The organism is Amycolatopsis roodepoortensis, assembly GCF_024628825.1.
GTDB classification, from domain to species: domain Bacteria; phylum Actinomycetota; class Actinomycetes; order Mycobacteriales; family Pseudonocardiaceae; genus Amycolatopsis; species Amycolatopsis roodepoortensis.
The window spans coordinates 460817-476810 of record NZ_CP102415.1 but is presented as its reverse complement, the minus strand read 5'-3'; the positions used below and the strand labels follow the sequence as shown (position 1 = coordinate 476810).

General features: G+C 66.9%; 16 protein-coding genes. 11 read left to right on the top strand and 5 right to left on the bottom strand.

The window, feature by feature from the left end:
• Positions 1 to 12: 12 nt before the first annotated feature.
• Complete coding sequence (locus NQK81_RS02305; protein WP_257486833.1) at positions 13 to 687, top strand: class I SAM-dependent methyltransferase; 675 nt, start codon at positions 13 to 15, stop codon at positions 685 to 687.
• Entirely contained in the window at positions 680 to 1294 is a 615-nt protein-coding gene (locus tag NQK81_RS02300) for a DUF6624 domain-containing protein (RefSeq protein WP_257486832.1), read from the top strand. The genes NQK81_RS02305 and NQK81_RS02300 overlap by 8 nt, the downstream gene beginning before the upstream one ends.
• 19 nt (positions 1295 to 1313) lie before the next feature.
• Here NQK81_RS02300 and NQK81_RS02295 read toward each other — a convergent pair whose 3' ends face one another.
• The 3 genes from NQK81_RS02295 to NQK81_RS02285 form a co-directional block, all read right to left on the bottom strand.
• Entirely contained in the window at positions 1314 to 2138 is an 825-nt protein-coding gene (locus tag NQK81_RS02295) for an SAM-dependent methyltransferase (RefSeq protein WP_257489979.1), read from the bottom strand.
• 195 nt (positions 2139 to 2333) lie between these two features.
• On the bottom strand, positions 2334 to 2690 hold the full coding sequence (locus NQK81_RS02290) for a histone-like nucleoid-structuring protein Lsr2 (protein ID WP_257486831.1): 357 nt from the start codon (positions 2688 to 2690) through the stop codon (positions 2334 to 2336).
• Between the two features lie 196 nt (positions 2691 to 2886).
• Complete coding sequence (locus NQK81_RS02285) at positions 2887 to 3411, bottom strand: NUDIX domain-containing protein (protein WP_257486830.1); 525 nt, start codon at positions 3409 to 3411, stop codon at positions 2887 to 2889.
• A gap of 136 nt (positions 3412 to 3547) precedes the next feature.
• Here NQK81_RS02285 and NQK81_RS02280 point away from each other — a divergent pair, with 136 nt between their 5' ends.
• The gene (locus NQK81_RS02280) at positions 3548 to 4912 is read left to right on the top strand and encodes a UDP-N-acetylglucosamine--N-acetylmuramyl-(pentapeptide) pyrophosphoryl-undecaprenol N-acetylglucosamine transferase (protein ID WP_257486829.1); all 1365 of its coding nucleotides are present in this window, start codon (positions 3548 to 3550) and stop codon (positions 4910 to 4912) included.
• Positions 4913 to 5450: 538 nt separating this feature from the next.
• The gene (locus NQK81_RS02275; RefSeq protein WP_257486828.1) at positions 5451 to 5987 is read left to right on the top strand and encodes a hypothetical protein; all 537 of its coding nucleotides are present in this window, start codon (positions 5451 to 5453) and stop codon (positions 5985 to 5987) included.
• A 176-nt stretch (positions 5988 to 6163) separates the two neighbouring features.
• Here the strand turns inward: NQK81_RS02275 and NQK81_RS02270 are convergent, their stop codons facing one another.
• Positions 6164 to 7291 carry a helix-turn-helix domain-containing protein gene (locus NQK81_RS02270; protein ID WP_257486827.1) on the bottom strand — a complete coding sequence of 376 codons (1128 nt, stop codon included), beginning with the start codon at positions 7289 to 7291 and terminating at the stop codon, positions 6164 to 6166.
• Positions 7292 to 7427: 136 nt separating this feature from the next.
• Positions 7428 to 7838 (bottom strand): NUDIX hydrolase, encoded by a 411-nt coding sequence (locus NQK81_RS02265; protein ID WP_257486826.1) that lies wholly within the window; start codon positions 7836 to 7838, stop codon positions 7428 to 7430.
• Between the two features lie 152 nt (positions 7839 to 7990).
• Here NQK81_RS02265 and NQK81_RS02260 point away from each other — a divergent pair, with 152 nt between their 5' ends.
• The 7 genes from NQK81_RS02260 (at position 7991) to NQK81_RS02230 (ending at position 15968) form a co-directional block, all read left to right on the top strand.
• Positions 7991 to 8791 (top strand): TauD/TfdA family dioxygenase, encoded by an 801-nt coding sequence (locus NQK81_RS02260; RefSeq protein ID WP_257486825.1) that lies wholly within the window; start codon positions 7991 to 7993, stop codon positions 8789 to 8791.
• A gap of 248 nt (positions 8792 to 9039) precedes the next feature.
• Positions 9040 to 10287 carry a class I SAM-dependent methyltransferase gene (locus NQK81_RS02255; RefSeq protein WP_257486824.1) on the top strand — a complete coding sequence of 416 codons (1248 nt, stop codon included), beginning with the start codon at positions 9040 to 9042 and terminating at the stop codon, positions 10285 to 10287.
• A gap of 46 nt (positions 10288 to 10333) precedes the next feature.
• Positions 10334 to 11050, top strand: a complete 717-nt coding sequence (locus tag NQK81_RS02250; RefSeq protein WP_257486823.1) for a uracil-DNA glycosylase family protein — start codon at positions 10334 to 10336, stop codon at positions 11048 to 11050.
• 89 nt (positions 11051 to 11139) lie between these two features.
• The gene (locus NQK81_RS02245) at positions 11140 to 11919 is read left to right on the top strand and encodes a TIR domain-containing protein (protein WP_257486822.1); all 780 of its coding nucleotides are present in this window, start codon (positions 11140 to 11142) and stop codon (positions 11917 to 11919) included.
• A 163-nt stretch (positions 11920 to 12082) separates the two neighbouring features.
• Positions 12083 to 13870: an AMP-binding protein gene (locus NQK81_RS02240; RefSeq protein WP_257486821.1), complete on the top strand. Its 1788-nt coding sequence runs from the start codon at positions 12083 to 12085 to the stop codon at positions 13868 to 13870.
• Positions 13867 to 15003, top strand: coding sequence for a beta-ketoacyl synthase N-terminal-like domain-containing protein (locus NQK81_RS02235; protein ID WP_257486820.1), 1137 nt, complete (start codon positions 13867 to 13869; stop codon positions 15001 to 15003). Before NQK81_RS02240 ends, NQK81_RS02235 begins: the two co-directional genes overlap by 4 nt.
• The gene (locus tag NQK81_RS02230; RefSeq protein ID WP_257486819.1) at positions 15000 to 15968 is read left to right on the top strand and encodes a beta-ketoacyl synthase N-terminal-like domain-containing protein; all 969 of its coding nucleotides are present in this window, start codon (positions 15000 to 15002) and stop codon (positions 15966 to 15968) included. The genes NQK81_RS02235 and NQK81_RS02230 overlap by 4 nt, the downstream gene beginning before the upstream one ends.
• Positions 15969 to 15994 lie beyond the last annotated feature (26 nt).

Below are 15994 nucleotides of genomic sequence, written 5' to 3'. Positions count from 1 at the left end.
CGGTTCCGGCCGATGAACAGCGTCTACTGGAACCGCTATGCCTCGCGCACGGCCCGCGCCGTGTCTGATCTGGCCTCCGCTGAACCGTTCGGATGGACTCAATATCCGTCCCATGGCCCGGGCGCCGAATTGCTTGGCCAGCCGCGCACGGCTCTCGAACTGGGGTGCGGTCACGGTGATGCGGTCGCGGCCCTGGCGATGCGCGGCGTCGACGCGACCGGTGTGGACGTGTCGGGCGTGCAGTGCGAGCATGCGTGCCGCCGGTGGGGGCATATCGCGGGCGCCCGGTTCGAACACGCTGACGTGCTGGAGTTCCTGACCGCATCGGGCCGGTCCTGGGATGTGATCTACTCGATCTGGGGCGCGATCTGGTTCCTCGACCCTGCCGTAGTGCTGCCGCTCCTCCGGGAACGGCTGACGCGCGGCGGGAAGCTGGTGTTCGCGCACGCACCGCCGGTGCCGGGAGCATATGGAATCCAGGGAACCTACGGTGCCCCGTTCAGCGCCGAACCACAGTGGGTGTACCGGTGGTCTTACGAGCCCGAGATGTGGGCGGAGTTATTGCACGATAACGGCTTCCGCACCCTTCACGCCCGTGTCGAGGCCGCACCGGACCCCGGGAAGCTGGGAACCTTGATCGTCGAAGCAGAACGGCCGGGGCCAGCCAGAAGCGGGCACGATGAGTAAACGCGACAAGACCGCCGACCGGGCGATTCTGCGGAAGGAGCTGCTGCACCGCGCCGAAACCGACCAAGCGGCACGCCAGGACCTCGACCCCGACCATCCGACACCGCTGCAGTGGCAACGGGTGCACGACGTCGACGCCCGCAACACGGCGTTCCTGGCCTCGGTGATCGATCGTGTCGGCTGGCCCAGCGCGCAACTGGTGGGCTCGGACGCCGCACACGCCGCGTGGCTGCTCGCCCAGCACGCCCCAGCGGAGAAACGGGCACGCTGGTTTCCGCTGCTCGCCGCGGCCGTCGACCCCGACGACGACGTCGCGGTCCGCGACCACGCCTACCTGGCCGACCGCGTCGCCACGGACGTACGGCAACCGCAGCGCTGGGGCACCCAGTCCTTGTGCTTCCCCGGCAGAGGATGCCGGCTGTATCCGCTCGAAGACCCGGCTGGAGTGAACACACGGCGCCGGTCGATCGGGCTGGAACCGCTCACCGAAGCCGACCTCGCCGCCGCCTACCCCAGCTACGGCAGTATCGACACAGCACGGGGCGGGGCAACTCCTCCACCACGGACTCCCCCGTCGCCTGCGGGCACCGACGACCTCGTCGGCTAGAGGCAGGTGCGCCAGCCGGTCAGTGGGTGCGTGCCACGCCCGCCAGGCCGCGGGAGCGTGCGGCGTCTTTGCCGATCCCCGCGGTGTCGGGGTGCCATTGCGGTAGCCACACCAGGCCGGGTTCGACCAATTCGAGGTCTCCGAAGAACTCGGCGATCTGCTCACGCGAGCGCATGATCGCCGTGTGGTTGGTCCGGCGCCCGTACTCCTGCGCCACCTTCTTGTCCGCGTTCTGCGTCTCGACGTCCTCCGGCGCGACATGAATGTGCGAGAGCGCCAGGAAGCTACCCGACGGGAGCATCGCGCGGTGGAAACCGAGCGCGGCGTGCGGGTTCTGCTCGTCGGGCATGAAATGCAGCAGGGCGACCAGCAGCAGTCCGATCGGCTCGGTCCGGTCGATCAGGCCCGTGTCCATCACGCGGTCCCACAGCAGGCGCCGGTCGAAGAAGTCGGCGTCCAGCGCGGCGTGCCGGTTCGGGTCCGCGGTCTGCTCGAGCAGGATCTGCGCGTGCGCCTGGGCGATCGGTTCGTTGTCGATGTAGACCACCCGGCATTCACCCGGCGCGACCTCGTCGGCGACCTCATGCACGTTTCCTTGGGTCGGCAGTCCGGAGCCGATGTCCACGAACTGCCGAATGCCTTGCCCGACCATGAAACGGACAGCCCGGCCGAGGAACGCCCGGTTCGCGCGCGCGAAATCCCGGATCTCCGGCAACACCGCGAGCTGCTGCTCTGCGAACGCCTGATCGACCGCGTAGTTGTGCGTGCCGCCGAGCAGATAGTCATACACCCGCCCCACCGAGACCTTGTCCACCGACGCGGCGACACGGGCGGCTTCATCCATGCTCATCGTGTACCCCCAAGTCTTCGGATGGCGCATCAAGTACCGGCACACTACCGGCTCCGGGAACGACGCAAGGCCCGGATCGTTGCCACGAGCCGGTGTTGCCCGCGCCAGCCATTCCGGCCGATCCGGCGCCGGCTGTGGTCACCGGCAACGTCGGAGGGACATCCGTCGATGCCCCTCCGAGCATCGACGCTACCTCTTCTTGTGGTACGCCTCGACGATTTCGGACGGGATCCGTCCACGATCGTTCACCTCGTACCCGTTCTTGCGTGCCCAGGCACGGATGGCCTGGTTCTGTTCACGGTCGGCCAATGTCGGCGCCTTGGATACCGGTGACAGCGCGGCCGTGCCCACAACAGCCCTACGTTTCCGTCCCCCGGCGCGGCGACTGTGTTCGACGTATTGTGCCAGCGCGTCACGTAGTTCTTCCGCGTTGTCCGCGGACAGATCGATCTGATACGTCACGCCGTCGAGAGCGAACTCGACGGTCTCGTCCGCTTCCGTGCCATCAATGTCGTCGACAAGACTTACCAAAACTTGCTGGGCCACGCCACGTCCCTCCAGAATGAGATATCGATCCACAGAATAGTACGCGCGAACCGTGACCGCCTATCACGCGCACCCTGAAATTCGGCGGAGGACGGAAACGAACTCCTCCCTCCGAGTCCTCCCGGATACCGGCTACGCCCGCAGAAACCAAGCTAAGTCGCTGCGCATAGGCACGCACACACCAACCACGACATGCCTATTCCTGCCCCGTTTGCGGCGGCACTCCGGCTACGGGAAGCCCAGTTGGTGCTATGTCTGCATGCTGCTGCAGGATCGCGAGAATCTCCAAACCCTGGATCCGCGAGTCTTCCGATATGCCGTCTGCGTGCGCGAGCTCATCCGCGTTGAACCACTGCACCTCGGACTCGGCGTCGCCGGAATAGTCGCCGTCCGGTTCAGCGACGAATACGTGGTCACAATGCACGTGGAGCGTATCGGTGTGGTTGTCGGGACCGGCCGGGACCTCGGCGATCCACCACGGGGTCCCGATCGTCCGGTGAGGAAACCGGGTCGGAAGTGGCAGCGGCAGCAGCCTGCACCGCACTCCGGCCTCTTCGCGCACTTCGCGCACCGCCGTCTCGCCGATGGTCTCCCCCGGTTCCTGATGGCCACCGGCCGGCAAGGTGATGTGCAGGCGGTGGTGCCAGACAAGCCCGATAAACCACCGCATCTGCCTACGTTGCACCAGGAAAGTTGACGCTGTCTGCTCTGTGATCGTCACGAACCAGGTTCCCATCTGCCAGATCGCCTATACAACCCTGTCATCCTGGCAGCAGGTCTGCGCAAGCCAGCGGCATCTACGCCGATGTCCTCGCGCCCACAGCTGAACTCACCCTCCCATCCTTATTGGGTCCATAGTGGACGATATCGCCGCCGATGCCCGAGGTGGCGGGAGTACGCTCAACCGTCATTCCTGCTTGTGGAAGAATCTCGCGCGGAAGCTGGCGTTCACGCCGGATCACCGTCGCCCTTCCCGGCAGGGCGAGAAACAGCGGGTTTTGACGATGAACAAGCACAACGCCGCACAGGCCGGCACTCAGCACGATCAGCAGCCGGAGCGGCGGGCGTTCCGGTTGCTGGTCACGGGCGGCGGGACGGGCGGGCATACCTATCCCGCGCTGACCACTATCCGCACTCTGCAGGCCCGGTTGACGGATCAGGGCAGGACCGTCGAGGTGCTGTGGGTGGGAAGCGCGGCCGGATTGGAAGCCCGCGTCACCACCGACCAGGGGATCCCGTTTCAGGCAGTCGCCACCGGAAAAATCCGCCGTGCGCGCAGCCCGCTGAAGATGCTGTCCCGCGCCAATCTGACCGACATGGCCCGGATCCCGCTCGGCGTTGTACAGGCACGGTCGGCCGTGGCGCGTTTTCGGCCGGATGTCGTGCTGGCGACCGGTGGCTACGTCGCCGTGCCGGTCGGGGTGGCGGCCCGGGGGTGTGGCCGTCCGCTGGTCATTCACGAGCAGACGTTGCGGCTGGGCTTGGCGAACCGGGTGCTGGCCCGGCTGGCGGCCAGGGTGGCGGTGTCGTCGGAATCGACCCTGCCGCTGCTGTCTCCCGCCACGCGGAAGCGTGCTGTCGCGACGGGAAACCCGGTGCGCGCGGAGGTGCTCACTGGTGACGCTGACCGGGCGGTGAAGGCGCTCGGCGTGCAGGGTTTCGATAATGCGCTGCCCACGGTGTATGTCACCGGCGGCGCGCAGGGTGCCAGGCAGATCAACGAGCTCGTCTCGGCGATCCTGCCGTGGCTGCTGGAGCGGGCCAACGTCGTGCACCAGTGCGGCACCGCCGCGATCGAGGCGCAGCGGGAGTGCGCGGCGGGGTTGCCCGCGGATCTCGCTGCCCGGTATCTGCCGGTCGACTTCATCGGCGCGGAGCTGCCTGATGTGTTCGCACTGGCAGACGTGATCATTTCGCGCAGCGGGGCGGGGACGATCGCCGAGGTGACCGCGCTGGGCATGGCGGCGGTGTTCATCCCGTTGGCGTCCTCGGCGGGTGGCGAGCAGGCCCACAACGCGCGGCATCTCGCCGACCAGGGCGCCGCGGCCGCGCTGCTGGGCACCGACGTCACCGCGGCGGACCTGCGCGACGCGGTGGCGCCGCTGCTGGCAGATCCACAGCGGCGCCGCACCATGGCCGATCTCGCCCGCGCGCTGGGCAAGCCGGACGCCGCGGATCGGCTCGTCGACGTCGTTCTGGACGCGGCGCGGGAGCGTCGGTGATCGTGGTTGCTGGCCGGTGTTGTCAGCGGCGGGATTGTGTCGTGGTCCGCGTCCAGCCGTCGCGGTCGCCGAGCAGGTGGCCATTGCGCTGGCGCGGACTCGGGAAACGATCATCGGCTGTGGCGACGGTTGGTACCCCCGACGGGCAGTTCGGAGTCGGGGACCAGAGGTAAGCCGCCCACCGAGTCCGCTGTCACCTTTGTCCGACATGACGTACCCCCACCCCCATTGCGCATTGCCGGACGATCGCTCAGCGCGCAGTGCGTCCTCGCGAGACGGGTGAGTCCAGAGTGTGTTCCCTTGAGCGCCGTTTCTGTCGGAGACGGCGCCCCGGGGTCGGGACATGCCCGTCATCGCTGTTTCGTCTCCGGAGCTGTTCGGCGAGGAGCGCACCCTCGACCTTGGCCACCAGGCACGCGGCCCCAAGCCACTGCGACAGAATCGGCCGTAGTCGAGGAGGCCTCGCCTCCTCGTTCACGGTGCGATGTGAGGCCAATGGAAGAATCCGGGTGATATCGAACACGTGCGGTGAGCCACAATGAACACCGTGCGTATTGCTGACTACACCCTGATCTCTCAGGACTGCCACGAGGACGGATCCGGATTCGCGGGGTTCCGCCGCCATCCCGATGTCACCGGTCTTGGCTGGCCCGACGACGTGCTCGAGCAATGGCTCTATGACCACGCGGGCAACGAGGCGTTCCTCCTCGACTATGCCGATGTCGACCTCGCACAGATCACCTGGGAGGTCGAAGCTGCTTCCACGGACCTGCTGGTCGAGACGCCGACCGGTGACTCAGACCGCGACTGTATTGATGAGTTCGCAGCCAACCCCGATCATTGGATCGGGGTACGCCACAAAGGAGTTCATAGGGGTGTAGCTCTCTGCTGGGAGACCCACGGCACGTGGAAGCGATGGCCTGTGCTGATAGAGCGTTCACTGTTGACTCCCTCGGCGCCAGGGTTGCAGGTCGTCGAGGGACGAACACGGATCGGGATCCTCAAAGGTCGCCATCGGCAAGGTGACTTTGTCTCTGCTCAGCATCTGGTGTGGGTCGGCCGGCCTCGACGCTGACGCTGACCGCGCGGGAGTTTGCTTCCCGACACGAGTGACCGGCGGGTCTCTGCCAGTGCATCAATGGCGTCGTGGTCCACCTCGGCGGGTCCTAGCACGTCATTGAGGACCCGCTGCTGCCAGAGGAGCGTGACAGGTACCTTCGCGGGAGACGGTCTTCGGGATGTCGCGAAGGATCAGGTCGTTAGGGCCAGCATCGAGCGCAGCCTGCTCAACGCACTGCGCCCGTCTTCGGCGACGGCGTGCAGGCTGTGATTGTCGGCCGCACGAACGACGCGCTGGAGCTGATGTGGCAGTCGCCGGTTTTCGGCGGCGTGGATGGCGACGGTGAGTGTCTCGGCGGAGCCGTTGTGATCTCCCATAGCTGCGAGGGTTTCGCCGTGGGTGACGTGTTCGATGACCTGCCATTGCGGTGCGGCGGGGGCGGTCGCGGCGGGCCGTGACAAGACATTCAAGGCGTCGACAGGGCGGTTGAGGCACACGAGGCCGCGAGCGTGGATCTCGCGGAGAGAGAACGGGTTCAGCAGCATGCCGTCCTGATAGGGCACCTGATCAAGCACACGGTGGCATTCGGAGATCGCTTCGGTGAAACGATGTTCGTGGCGTGCTTCGCCCGCGGCTCGGGCGAGGAGCGCGACGGCGGTGCCGCGGTCGTCGGGGGTGGTGGCGATAGCGGCGGCGTGTTCAAGGCGGGCGATCGCGGCGGGCAGCCGGTCTGCTTTGCGAAGTTCGTTGCCGTGCATGCGCAGGGCGTGCCCGAGGAAGGCGGGGTCGTCGAGGTGGCGGGCGATCAAGAGGGCTTTGCCGGTCCAGACAGCGGCGCCGGTGAGGCGCTCCTCGGGTAGGACCGTTCCCAGGGAGACCCCGAGGGACAGGCGGCCGTGGGCGAGCAACCGTAATGTGTGAGGGTCGAGTCGGCCCTCGGCGGCGCGGGCCTCGAGCCGGGCGACCAAGGGCCATAGCTCGTTGACGGCGTCGACGGCGCGGCCCGCCTGGCGCGCGATGTCGGCCAGCCGGATGACGCTGTCACCGAACTGGACAAGTGCGGCGAAGTCGGCGTCGTCGGGATCGGTGACGCCGAGCAGGTGATACGGCAGGCCGAGACGATGCGCGAGGTGCTGTCTGGCACGGACGCCGTCAAAGGACCGTTTCCCGGTCTCGATCATCGCGATGTAGGACTTGTCGTAGTCCAGCAGCTGCGCGAGGTCCTGCTGGGACAGACCGTTGATAGCGCGGTAGGCGCGCAGGATGGTCGGCAGATCCCGGGAGGCGAACGCCCTGGCGGCACCGGGGTCGGACCACATCCACACCGCCGGTGTGAGCCGGCTCGGAGCGGTGGTGAGGGAGGCGGTGCTGCTGCGGCAGGCGGGACATGTTCCGGTCTTCGCGAACTCGCCGAGGCGGTGTCCGCAGCGCTCGCACCGCTGGCCCACGACAGGCCTACCAGACCGTGCTGTCCGCGGCCAGGCGAGTGAACCAGGTCGCGATCGACCGTTTGTAGCCGTCGGGCATGACCAGGTCCTGGACCTCGCCGGCGGTGAATTCGCCGACGCGTGTGTGTTCATGGCTCACGACCGGTGCGGCGATCGTGGTGGCGCGGCAGCCGTAGGTCACGATGAACACGTCTTTCTTCGCGACGTCGATGTGGTACATCCACGAATCGATGATCTCCACGACGTCGACAGCGACGTGCGTCTCCTCGCCGATCTCGCGGGCGACACATTCCTCAGGGGTCTCGCCAAGTTCGAGCCGCCCACCAGGAAGTTCCCACTCGTCGCGTTCGTTGTGCAGCAGCAGCACGCGGCCCGAGCGCACGACGACGCCTTTGATCGAGACGGGGTAGCCGGGCATCGCCGACAAACCTCCCTGTGCAAGGAACGAATAGAGGTGCTCAGCACCGTAGCAGCCACCCGGTGACATCGGCCGCTGACGATCTGTCAGTGGACACAACCGGTGATCACCGGTTGTGCTGGACGCCCGCCACACGATGAAGGAAGTGCCGGATGACCACGCTGGGGAACACCGAGGCACCCCCGCCGCCGCTGGACGTGACCCACCCTGATGCCGCTGAACGGATCACCGCGGCACTGGCCGAGCACGGCGTCGCCGTGTTCCGCGGAGTCACTGGCCGGGCGGCGCTGCTGCGGCTGGCCACCGAGCTCGGTTCCGTCGTGTTGCACCCGCACAGCGATCCCGAGGGCGTCACCACGATCACGGCCCGGTCGGGGGCGACGCGTCCAGGGATGGCCGCGTTCACCGATAACGACCTCACCCCGCACACCGACCGCTCCAACCTGTCCTCTCCCCCGGCCGTGGTGATGGCCGTATGCTCGCGGGCCGCGCCAACCGGCGGGGAAACCGTGCTCGTCGATGGGAGAGCGGTGCACGCGGCGCTGTGGGCGCACACGCCGGAAGCGGTCGCGGATCTGGCGGGCGCGCGCGGTGTGCTGTTCGGCGGGGCGGCCGGGTATCTCGGCGCGGTTTTCGAGCCTCGGGCCGATGGGCGGATCGCGATACGCCTCCGGCTTGACGACCTGGCGCGGTTCTCCCCACGGGCGCGACGGTGGCTTCCCCTGCTGCGGCAGGCGATCCGCGAGCACTCCGACACGCTGGCACTCCCGGCAGGACATGGGTATGTGGTGAACAACAGGTGGTGGCTGCACGGCCGCCACCGGTTCTCCGGCGACAGGGTGATGTGGCGTGTCCTGCTCGACCCTCCCCCGGGTCGCGTTCATACCGGGTTCCTCCCCGCAGCGGCCACCAGTCTGCCCCGTCCGCACCCGAGAATGAACGAATCCACGTGAATCCGCCGCAGCGCCCGTGCACGGTCATCGCTGGCCTGCTCCACCGCACCTCGCTCAACGTTGCGCTCGCCGGGCCGGGCAACGCGGCGATCAACTCCGCCCGACATGCCGAGGCTAACCGCTGTCGTTAGCAGTCGAGGTAGTTGAAAAAGGGCGTCCCGCCCCGAATCCCATGAGCAGGCCAGTCCGGCCCGCGTCCACGAAGAGCGATGGCATCCCCGTGCGCGCATGTGAGAAACGGAGTCCAGATGAGCCCGAACAGTGCCTTGTGGATGAACTACGTCATCGGCATCGCGCGACAGGGTCCGCGGACCGGCCTACGGGTAGGGATTGCGCTCGTCTCCCAGCAGGACGAGTTGATGTGCTCGGCCTTCGAGGGTGAAATCCACGGCTCGTCCTGGTATCACTCTCTCCGGACCCGAATCGATGAACTCGGAATAGTCGGCGCGCACTGCGCATATCTGACGATCAATACCCTGGCGGCGAACCATTCGTTCGACCTCGCGGAACTGGTGAAGGAAGTGCGCATCGAGCGGATTTACGTCGGCCTGCCCGACCCCGCGCTGACGAGCTACCTCGATGGCGACCCCGTCACTTCCCCAGGCCAGGTACATCGCTTCCCTGACGATCTGCAGCGCAAGATTCTTCAGCAGAACCAGGACTTCTACGAGGCGAGCGAGCAGAACATCGGATGCAACCCACACTACTCCACGAATCGCATTAGCGAAGCCGTCTCCACCGGATTGCAGGCGCGAGGATTTCCGCTCTCCAAGAGCGACGTCACCGCGAACAGGGGACGACCTGCGCTCGCCACCTTGATCTGCGAGCGGTATGGCATTAAGGACGCGGAGGCTGATCGCGCCGTCAACGACGCGCTGTCGGAAGCATTCGACACGAAGTACGGCACGTATGACGACGCGTACGATGCTCGTGCCGCCGGCTCAGGCTGGACGGACGAGTTCATGTCGGTATACAGCAGGTCGTCGCCAAGATCTCTGTCTGCCATCAACATCCTCAACGTCGGTGTCGGCGCCGGCCACGAAGCAGTGGCCCTGTTTTCCGACTGTCCGCGCATCACTTTCCTCGACATCGCGGAAAGTGGCCTAGCGAATATCGGTGCACACCTGCCGTCATCGAGAACCGTCGTCTCCAGCGCCGAGGACCTGTCCTCCCTGCCAGGTAACAGTTACGACCTGTATGTGAGCTTGAGAACCTACAACTCGTCGTTCTTCGATACGTCGGCGGCGGTCTCAGAGGCACGCAGGGTACTGAAGCCTGGCGCTGTTATTATCGTCTCCGTGGCGAACGGATTTCTGCATACCCGGCAGGGCAGCGTCGTACCGGGACTGCTTTTGCCCGGCACGTACTTCGTCGACCTCTACCGGGGGATGGACACCGTCAATCTGATTGGCGCGGAGCTCGACTGCGCTGGATTCAAAGAGATCCGGATTCACTCCACAAGCACCGAGATTTACCTATCCGCTGTCGCCGCCTAACTGTTCAACCACCTCACCAGCCAGTGCCCAGGGAAGGACATCTGCAATGAGCGGGCCAACGACGGTTGCCAAGCGGATCTTGCGATTCAACGAGAAACTCGCCGGAACCACGCTTGAGCTGCCTCCCGGCTTCACGGCCATCAACCCGTTCATCGGGCCCCAGAAAGAACGTGTCCGCGAGGTGACGACCGCGTTCTACAGCAAGTACTACGATGACGACAAGCCGCGCCGACTGGTCCTGGGGAGTTCGCCCGCCCGCCGCGGCACCGCCGTGACCGGGGTCCCGTTCGAAGACGCCAAGCTCCTCGAAAGCGACACGGGAGTCGATGTCGACGGCTATGCAGTTAGCCGGCCTTCCGCCGGGTTTCTGCACGACGTCATCGGGCGCTACGGGGGCCGCGGCAAGTTCTATGCCGATTTCGTCATGAGTTTTGTGTGCCCTCTCGGCCTGACGAGAACGAACTCCAAGGGAAATGAGGTCAACTGCAACTATTACGAGAGCAAGCAGCTCGTGGCGCTCCTCCACTCGTTCCTCGTGGACTCGCTGGAACGCCAGCTGGAATTCGGAACCGACACTTCGGTGTGCTACTGCATCGGCAGCGGCGAGAACTTCGCGTTCCTCTCGAAGCTGAACGAGAGGAAACACTTCTTCCGGAAGATCATTCCTTTGGAACACCCACGCTTCATCACTCAATACAACCGGGGCAGGGAGGATGAATTCGCCGAAAAGTATCTCAACGCGTTTCGCGACAATGGCGATTAGGCGCGGCATCCTCCGCAACGCTCGCCAGACCCTCAGCTAATTCGACGAAGGCCGGGCCTCAACGTACCCGGAGCGAGAAGGAGAGCACTGTGGCGACCGAGGGCAGGGTCCTGGTCCATTTCGACTCGGACCGCGCAAGCGTCTACCGCTCACAGCGCGGCGAGCTGACGATGCTTCAGAAGCAGCCGCTTGCGTTTGACGAACACGGGGCCCCGGAGGCGCTGGCAGAGCGTATCGCCGAGTTCTGTGCCGGACTCACGGACGTTTGCGAGGTCGTCAACAACAAGACAACACGCCTCTACGCCACCGGCGCCTTTCAGCAGCTCCCGCATCCGCAAGCGGCCGCGCTCATCAACGCCGTCTATGTCGACACCGGCCTCTATCTCAACATTGTCGCCCCGGAGCTGGAGCAGTTCTACCTGCACACAGGAAGGACCACGTGCGGATCGGACGCCATGCTGGAGGGCCTCACCCGGCGGGAAATCCGGAAGGCTGTTGTCTGCGGCAGCTTCCAGCAGTCACTGGGGTACATCGAGGGTGTCATCGCGCGTCTGCGCGGCCGCGGTTCCGCGGTGCTGAGTCCCCCGTCGACGAGGGTCAAGCCGGAGACCGAGGGTACCGACTTCATCCTTTTCGACTACCAGGACTTCCTGAAGAATGAACGCGACACGTGGCGGCACAAGTACGTGCACCTGGACACCTTCCGGCAGGCCGACGCTGTCGTCGTCTGCAACCCCGGCGGCCGCGTCGGGAAGGGGACCATCTTCGAGCTCGGTTTCATGTCCGCGCTGTCCAAGAGGGTCATCTTCACCGAAGAGCCCCAGGGCATCTCGGTCTTCTTCCCCTGCGAGGTCGGTCTGGACGCCTGAGCGCTCCCGCTGGCCGCTACCCCGTCCCACCAGGTCCTCGTGTTCTCCGCCAGAGCCCACGGCGTCGCAGCGTACGGCATCAGGCCGCAGCAGATTCCCGGGTGCGGCTCTTCCATGCAGGTCTCATGTCTCGACTACGACGATAGGGAAAGGATCTCCGCCGGTGAGCGATGCAGAAGCCGTCGACACAGTCCTCGACAGGCTGCGAGCGATCGTGGCGTCCGTTCTCGAGGTCGACAAGGACGACATCGAGCCCGATGCCCTGTTCTATGAGAATCTCGGCATCAGCTCGCTGGAGAAGGTCGCGATCACGGTCGGAATCGAGCGGGAGTTCGGAGTCCTGTCTCCTCAGGAGTCAGCAGCCGTTACCAGTCTGGGCACCGCGGTGTCCGTGCTCAGCGAACGCGTGACACGCCTCCCTGAGATCGACTTGATCGACCGCCTGGTGGAGGGTCATGTGTCCGCGGGCCGCGGTGGCAGAACCAGCTACCTCGACCCCTTATCTGGGGAGATCACCTACGCCGCCCTCCTGGAGGCTGCTCGTGGGTACGCGGGCGCCCTCAGCGCAGCAGGCGTTGCGGCGGGCGCCCGCGGTCTCCTGGTCGCCGACGACTCCGTGGCGACCGTCGTCGCCGTCCTTGGCCTGTGGTGGCACGGCTGTGTGCCCGTGGTGGTCAGCCCGATGCTGACGGACGGCGAAGTCTGCTACATCGCCGAGAACTGCGCGGCCGCGATGGTGCATCTGGACGCGACTTCCACGAGGCAACGTTCCCTGGAGGCGCTGTTCGGGACGACGACTCGGTTCTCCGGCCACGACGTCCGCGCCGCTCTGGCCGCGACCGAGGACGGTCCCGCTTACCGCCCGCAGGAGGTTGGACGCCGGGCCGCGTGGAGGGCGGGGCGTGAGGCGCTCGTGCAGTACACCTCTGGTAGCACCGGCAAGCCGAAGGGGGTGCGGCACTCGGCGGGAGCGATCGCGGCGATGACCGCCGGCATTGGTTCCGTTCTGGCGCTGACGCTCGACGACACCGTGCTTTCGACTGCGCGGATGTCCTTCGGTTACGGCTTCGGCAATTCCGTCGTGTGCCCTCTGGCGGCCGGAGCCCGCGTCGTGCTCATTCGAGGCGCGGTTGACGTCCACTCGGTCACCGTCGCGCTGCAGCAACACCATCCCACCGTGCTGTTCTCCGTCCCACGGCTGTACGCCGCGCTGCTGAACACCTCCGCGATGGCGGCGATCGATCCCACCTCGGTGCGGTTGTGCGTGTCGTCGGGCGAGCATCTGCCCGCTCCGCTGGGCGAGCGGATCCGTACCGTCTTCCAGGCCGAGCTCCTCAATGGGCTCGGGGCCACCGAGGTGCTCCACGTCGTCGTCGGCACGCCGCCGAGGGAACATCGACCGGGCACCTTCGGGGTCCCGGTTCCCGGAGTCACCGCCACCGTCCGCGCGGCGGACGGCACACCCGTCGCCGACGGAGAGGGGGGCCGACTCCACATCGCGGGCCCCACCGTCGCCTTGGGCTACATCGGCTGTCCCGAGGCCGCGGCGGCCACCTTTGCCGACGGCGGCGCCTACACCGGGGACGTGGTGCGGCGTGCACCGGACGGCGCGTTCACCCATCTCGGCCGCGCCGACGACTTGCTCAACTTGGGTGGCTACAAGGTCTATCCGCGTGAGATCGAGAACGTCATCCGCGGCGCCGACGGGGTCCGGGACTGCGTGGTGGTTGGCGGCCGCGACGCTGACGGCCTGGAACAGGCCGTGGCGTATCTGGTCGCCCGTCCGGGCTTCGACACGGCCGCGGTGCGGCGGGCGGCGATGACCGCGATCCGTGGCGGCCTGGCCGCCTCGAAGCGGCCCGCCCGGTTGGTATTCCTCGAGGAGCTCCCGACCACGTCGACCGGCAAGCTGGCCGCCTTCCAGCTCAGAGAGGCGGCGACTCGACAGTGACCTGGGACATCACTGGGATGGCGGCCGTTGCCAACATCGGTGCCAGCCCCCGCGAGATCTTCGCTGCGTTGTGCGCCGGGCGGGAGAGCCGCCGGCCTCTGCACGCGTTCGACCCGGGCAAGTACCGGGCGACCTACGCCTACGAGATCGATGATCGGCCCGCGGGCGGGGGCGACATCCCGCTGCGCGCCACTCGCTGGCTCACCACCGTTGTTCGCCAGGCAGCTGCTGACGCGGGCTTGGGCGAGGACCTGTCGCAGGTGCCCGTGCTGGTGGGGACCACCATGCGCGAACAGCGCAGCCTCGAACTGTGGTGGCGCGATGGCGCGGACGTCGCTGTCGAAGATCTTCACTTTGGTACCGCGCTGAAGGCGGCCTGCGGGGCATCCACCACGTACACCTTCGCCAACGCGTGCTCGGCCACGCTGTACGCGCTCGGCATGGCCACTGACATGATCGAGCTCGGAATGGCCGACACGGTGATCGTCGCCGGCACCGACGCTGCCACCGAGAGCGGCTTCGGCACGCTCGACCGCGTGCAGAACGACATCCCCGACGCGCTGCGCCCCTTCGACACCACGCACAAGGGCATGCTGATGGGTGAGGGCGCGGCAGCGGTCGTCGTGCAGGGCGCAGGCACCGGCAGCGGGCCCGTGCACGCCCGGGTGCTCGGTGTGTCCATGAACTGCGACGCTCACCATGCCACCGCGCCCGACCCCGACGGCATCACCCGCGCGGTCCAGGACGCCTACCGCAGAGCAGGAGTGCGGGCGGAGGACATCGACTTGGTGATGCTGCATGGCAGCGGCACACCCCGCAACGACGAGACGGAGTCGAGCGTCCTGAGCCGCATCTTCCACAGCACAGGACCCGGTCCGCGGATGACCGCCATCAAGGCGATGACCGGTCACACCCTGGGCGGCTCGGGACTCCTCAGCCTCCAGATGGCCGTGCTCGCGATGAAGGACAACACGGTGCCCCCGGTCCTAGGACTCACGAACCCAATCCCCGAGGCCGCCGGCCTGCGCCTGGCCCAGGGCGCTCCCGCTTACGGTGACCTGACCGTCGCTCAGATCGACGCCTTCGGCTTCGGAGGGATCAACGCCGTTGCGATCGTGGAGACGGCCCGATGAGCGGAACGAAGAGTGCGCCTCTACCTGACCTGAACACCTGGGAGGTCGTCGTCACAGGTATCGGCCTGGCGATCCCCGGTGTCGCGACATACAGCGACCTACTCGGGCCGCTTCCCGGCGAGGGCGGCTTCGACCCCGCGACCGGACTTCGCGGGCGCGAGATGCGCCAGAAGGACCGTGCGTCCCGGCTCGCCCTGCGGGCCGCCGAATCCGCCCTCCACGACGCGGGCTGGACCGACCCCCACGCGTCGATCACGGGCGCAGCTGATTCGACCGCCGTCTTGGTCAGCACCAACCTCGGCAACGTCGAGGACGTCTGCGCCGCAACTGACACCATCGCCGCGGAAGGCGCGTGTGGGCTCAGCCCGCTGGGCCTGCCTTCGACCTCGAGCAATGTCATCGCAGGCTGGGTGGCCATCCGCTACAGGCTGCGCGGCCCGAACCTCACCGTCTGCAACGGCGTCACCAGCGGTCTGGACGCCCTCGCCTGGGCGCGAACCCTCATCGCAGCCGGACGCGCCGAAGCAGCCGTCGTCATCGGCGTCGAACCAGCCAATGACGTAGCGGCGAAGCTGCTCGGCGCGCGGCCAACCGACGCTGCGGTCGCGATCGTGCTCGAACCAGCGACCACAGCCGCTTCCCGTGGCACACGGCCGCGCGCCACGCTCGCCGGGTACGCACGGGCCCGGGCTCTCGCCACGGCAGTGACTACCGCCGGTGCGGCCGAAAAGCAACCCATCGGCCTGTGGCTCGGGGACGAGGCGGGCGCCGTGGCCAGTCAGCTGCCCGCAGCCGCTCGCCGGATCGACCTGGAATCCCAGCTCGGCCCGCTCTCCGGTGCACTGGGCGTTCTGCAGTGCGCTGCCGCGGCTGCCCACTTGGACAGCGACGCCACCGGGAACGTGCTCGCCACGGCTGGAGGTCCTCGCCACGACGCGGCAGCCGCCCTGGTGCTGACTCTCTAGACCCCGCCACTCGTCCATCCAGCTCA

Excerpts from the sequence above, each read along its gene's own strand:
- NQK81_RS02270 (WP_257486827.1), bottom strand. The coding sequence starts at position 7,291 with ATGTGGTCCGACCCCGGTGCCGCCAGGGCGTTCGCCTCCCGGGATCTG.
- NQK81_RS02260 (WP_257486825.1), top strand. The coding sequence starts at position 7,991 with ATGACCACGCTGGGGAACACCGAGGCACCCCCGCCGCCGCTGGACGTG.
- NQK81_RS02305 (WP_257486833.1), top strand. The coding sequence starts at position 13 with ATGAACAGCGTCTACTGGAACCGCTATGCCTCGCGCACGGCCCGCGCC.
- NQK81_RS02275 (WP_257486828.1), top strand. The coding sequence starts at position 5,451 with ATGAACACCGTGCGTATTGCTGACTACACCCTGATCTCTCAGGACTGC.
- NQK81_RS02230 (WP_257486819.1), top strand. The coding sequence starts at position 15,000 with ATGAGCGGAACGAAGAGTGCGCCTCTACCTGACCTGAACACCTGGGAG.
- NQK81_RS02300 (WP_257486832.1), top strand. The coding sequence starts at position 680 with ATGAGTAAACGCGACAAGACCGCCGACCGGGCGATTCTGCGGAAGGAG.
- NQK81_RS02250 (WP_257486823.1), top strand. The coding sequence starts at position 10,334 with ATGAGCGGGCCAACGACGGTTGCCAAGCGGATCTTGCGATTCAACGAG.
- NQK81_RS02295 (WP_257489979.1), bottom strand. The coding sequence starts at position 2,138 with ATGGATGAAGCCGCCCGTGTCGCCGCGTCGGTGGACAAGGTCTCGGTG.
- NQK81_RS02255 (WP_257486824.1), top strand. The coding sequence starts at position 9,040 with ATGAGCCCGAACAGTGCCTTGTGGATGAACTACGTCATCGGCATCGCG.
- NQK81_RS02265 (WP_257486826.1), bottom strand. The coding sequence starts at position 7,838 with ATGCCCGGCTACCCCGTCTCGATCAAAGGCGTCGTCGTGCGCTCGGGC.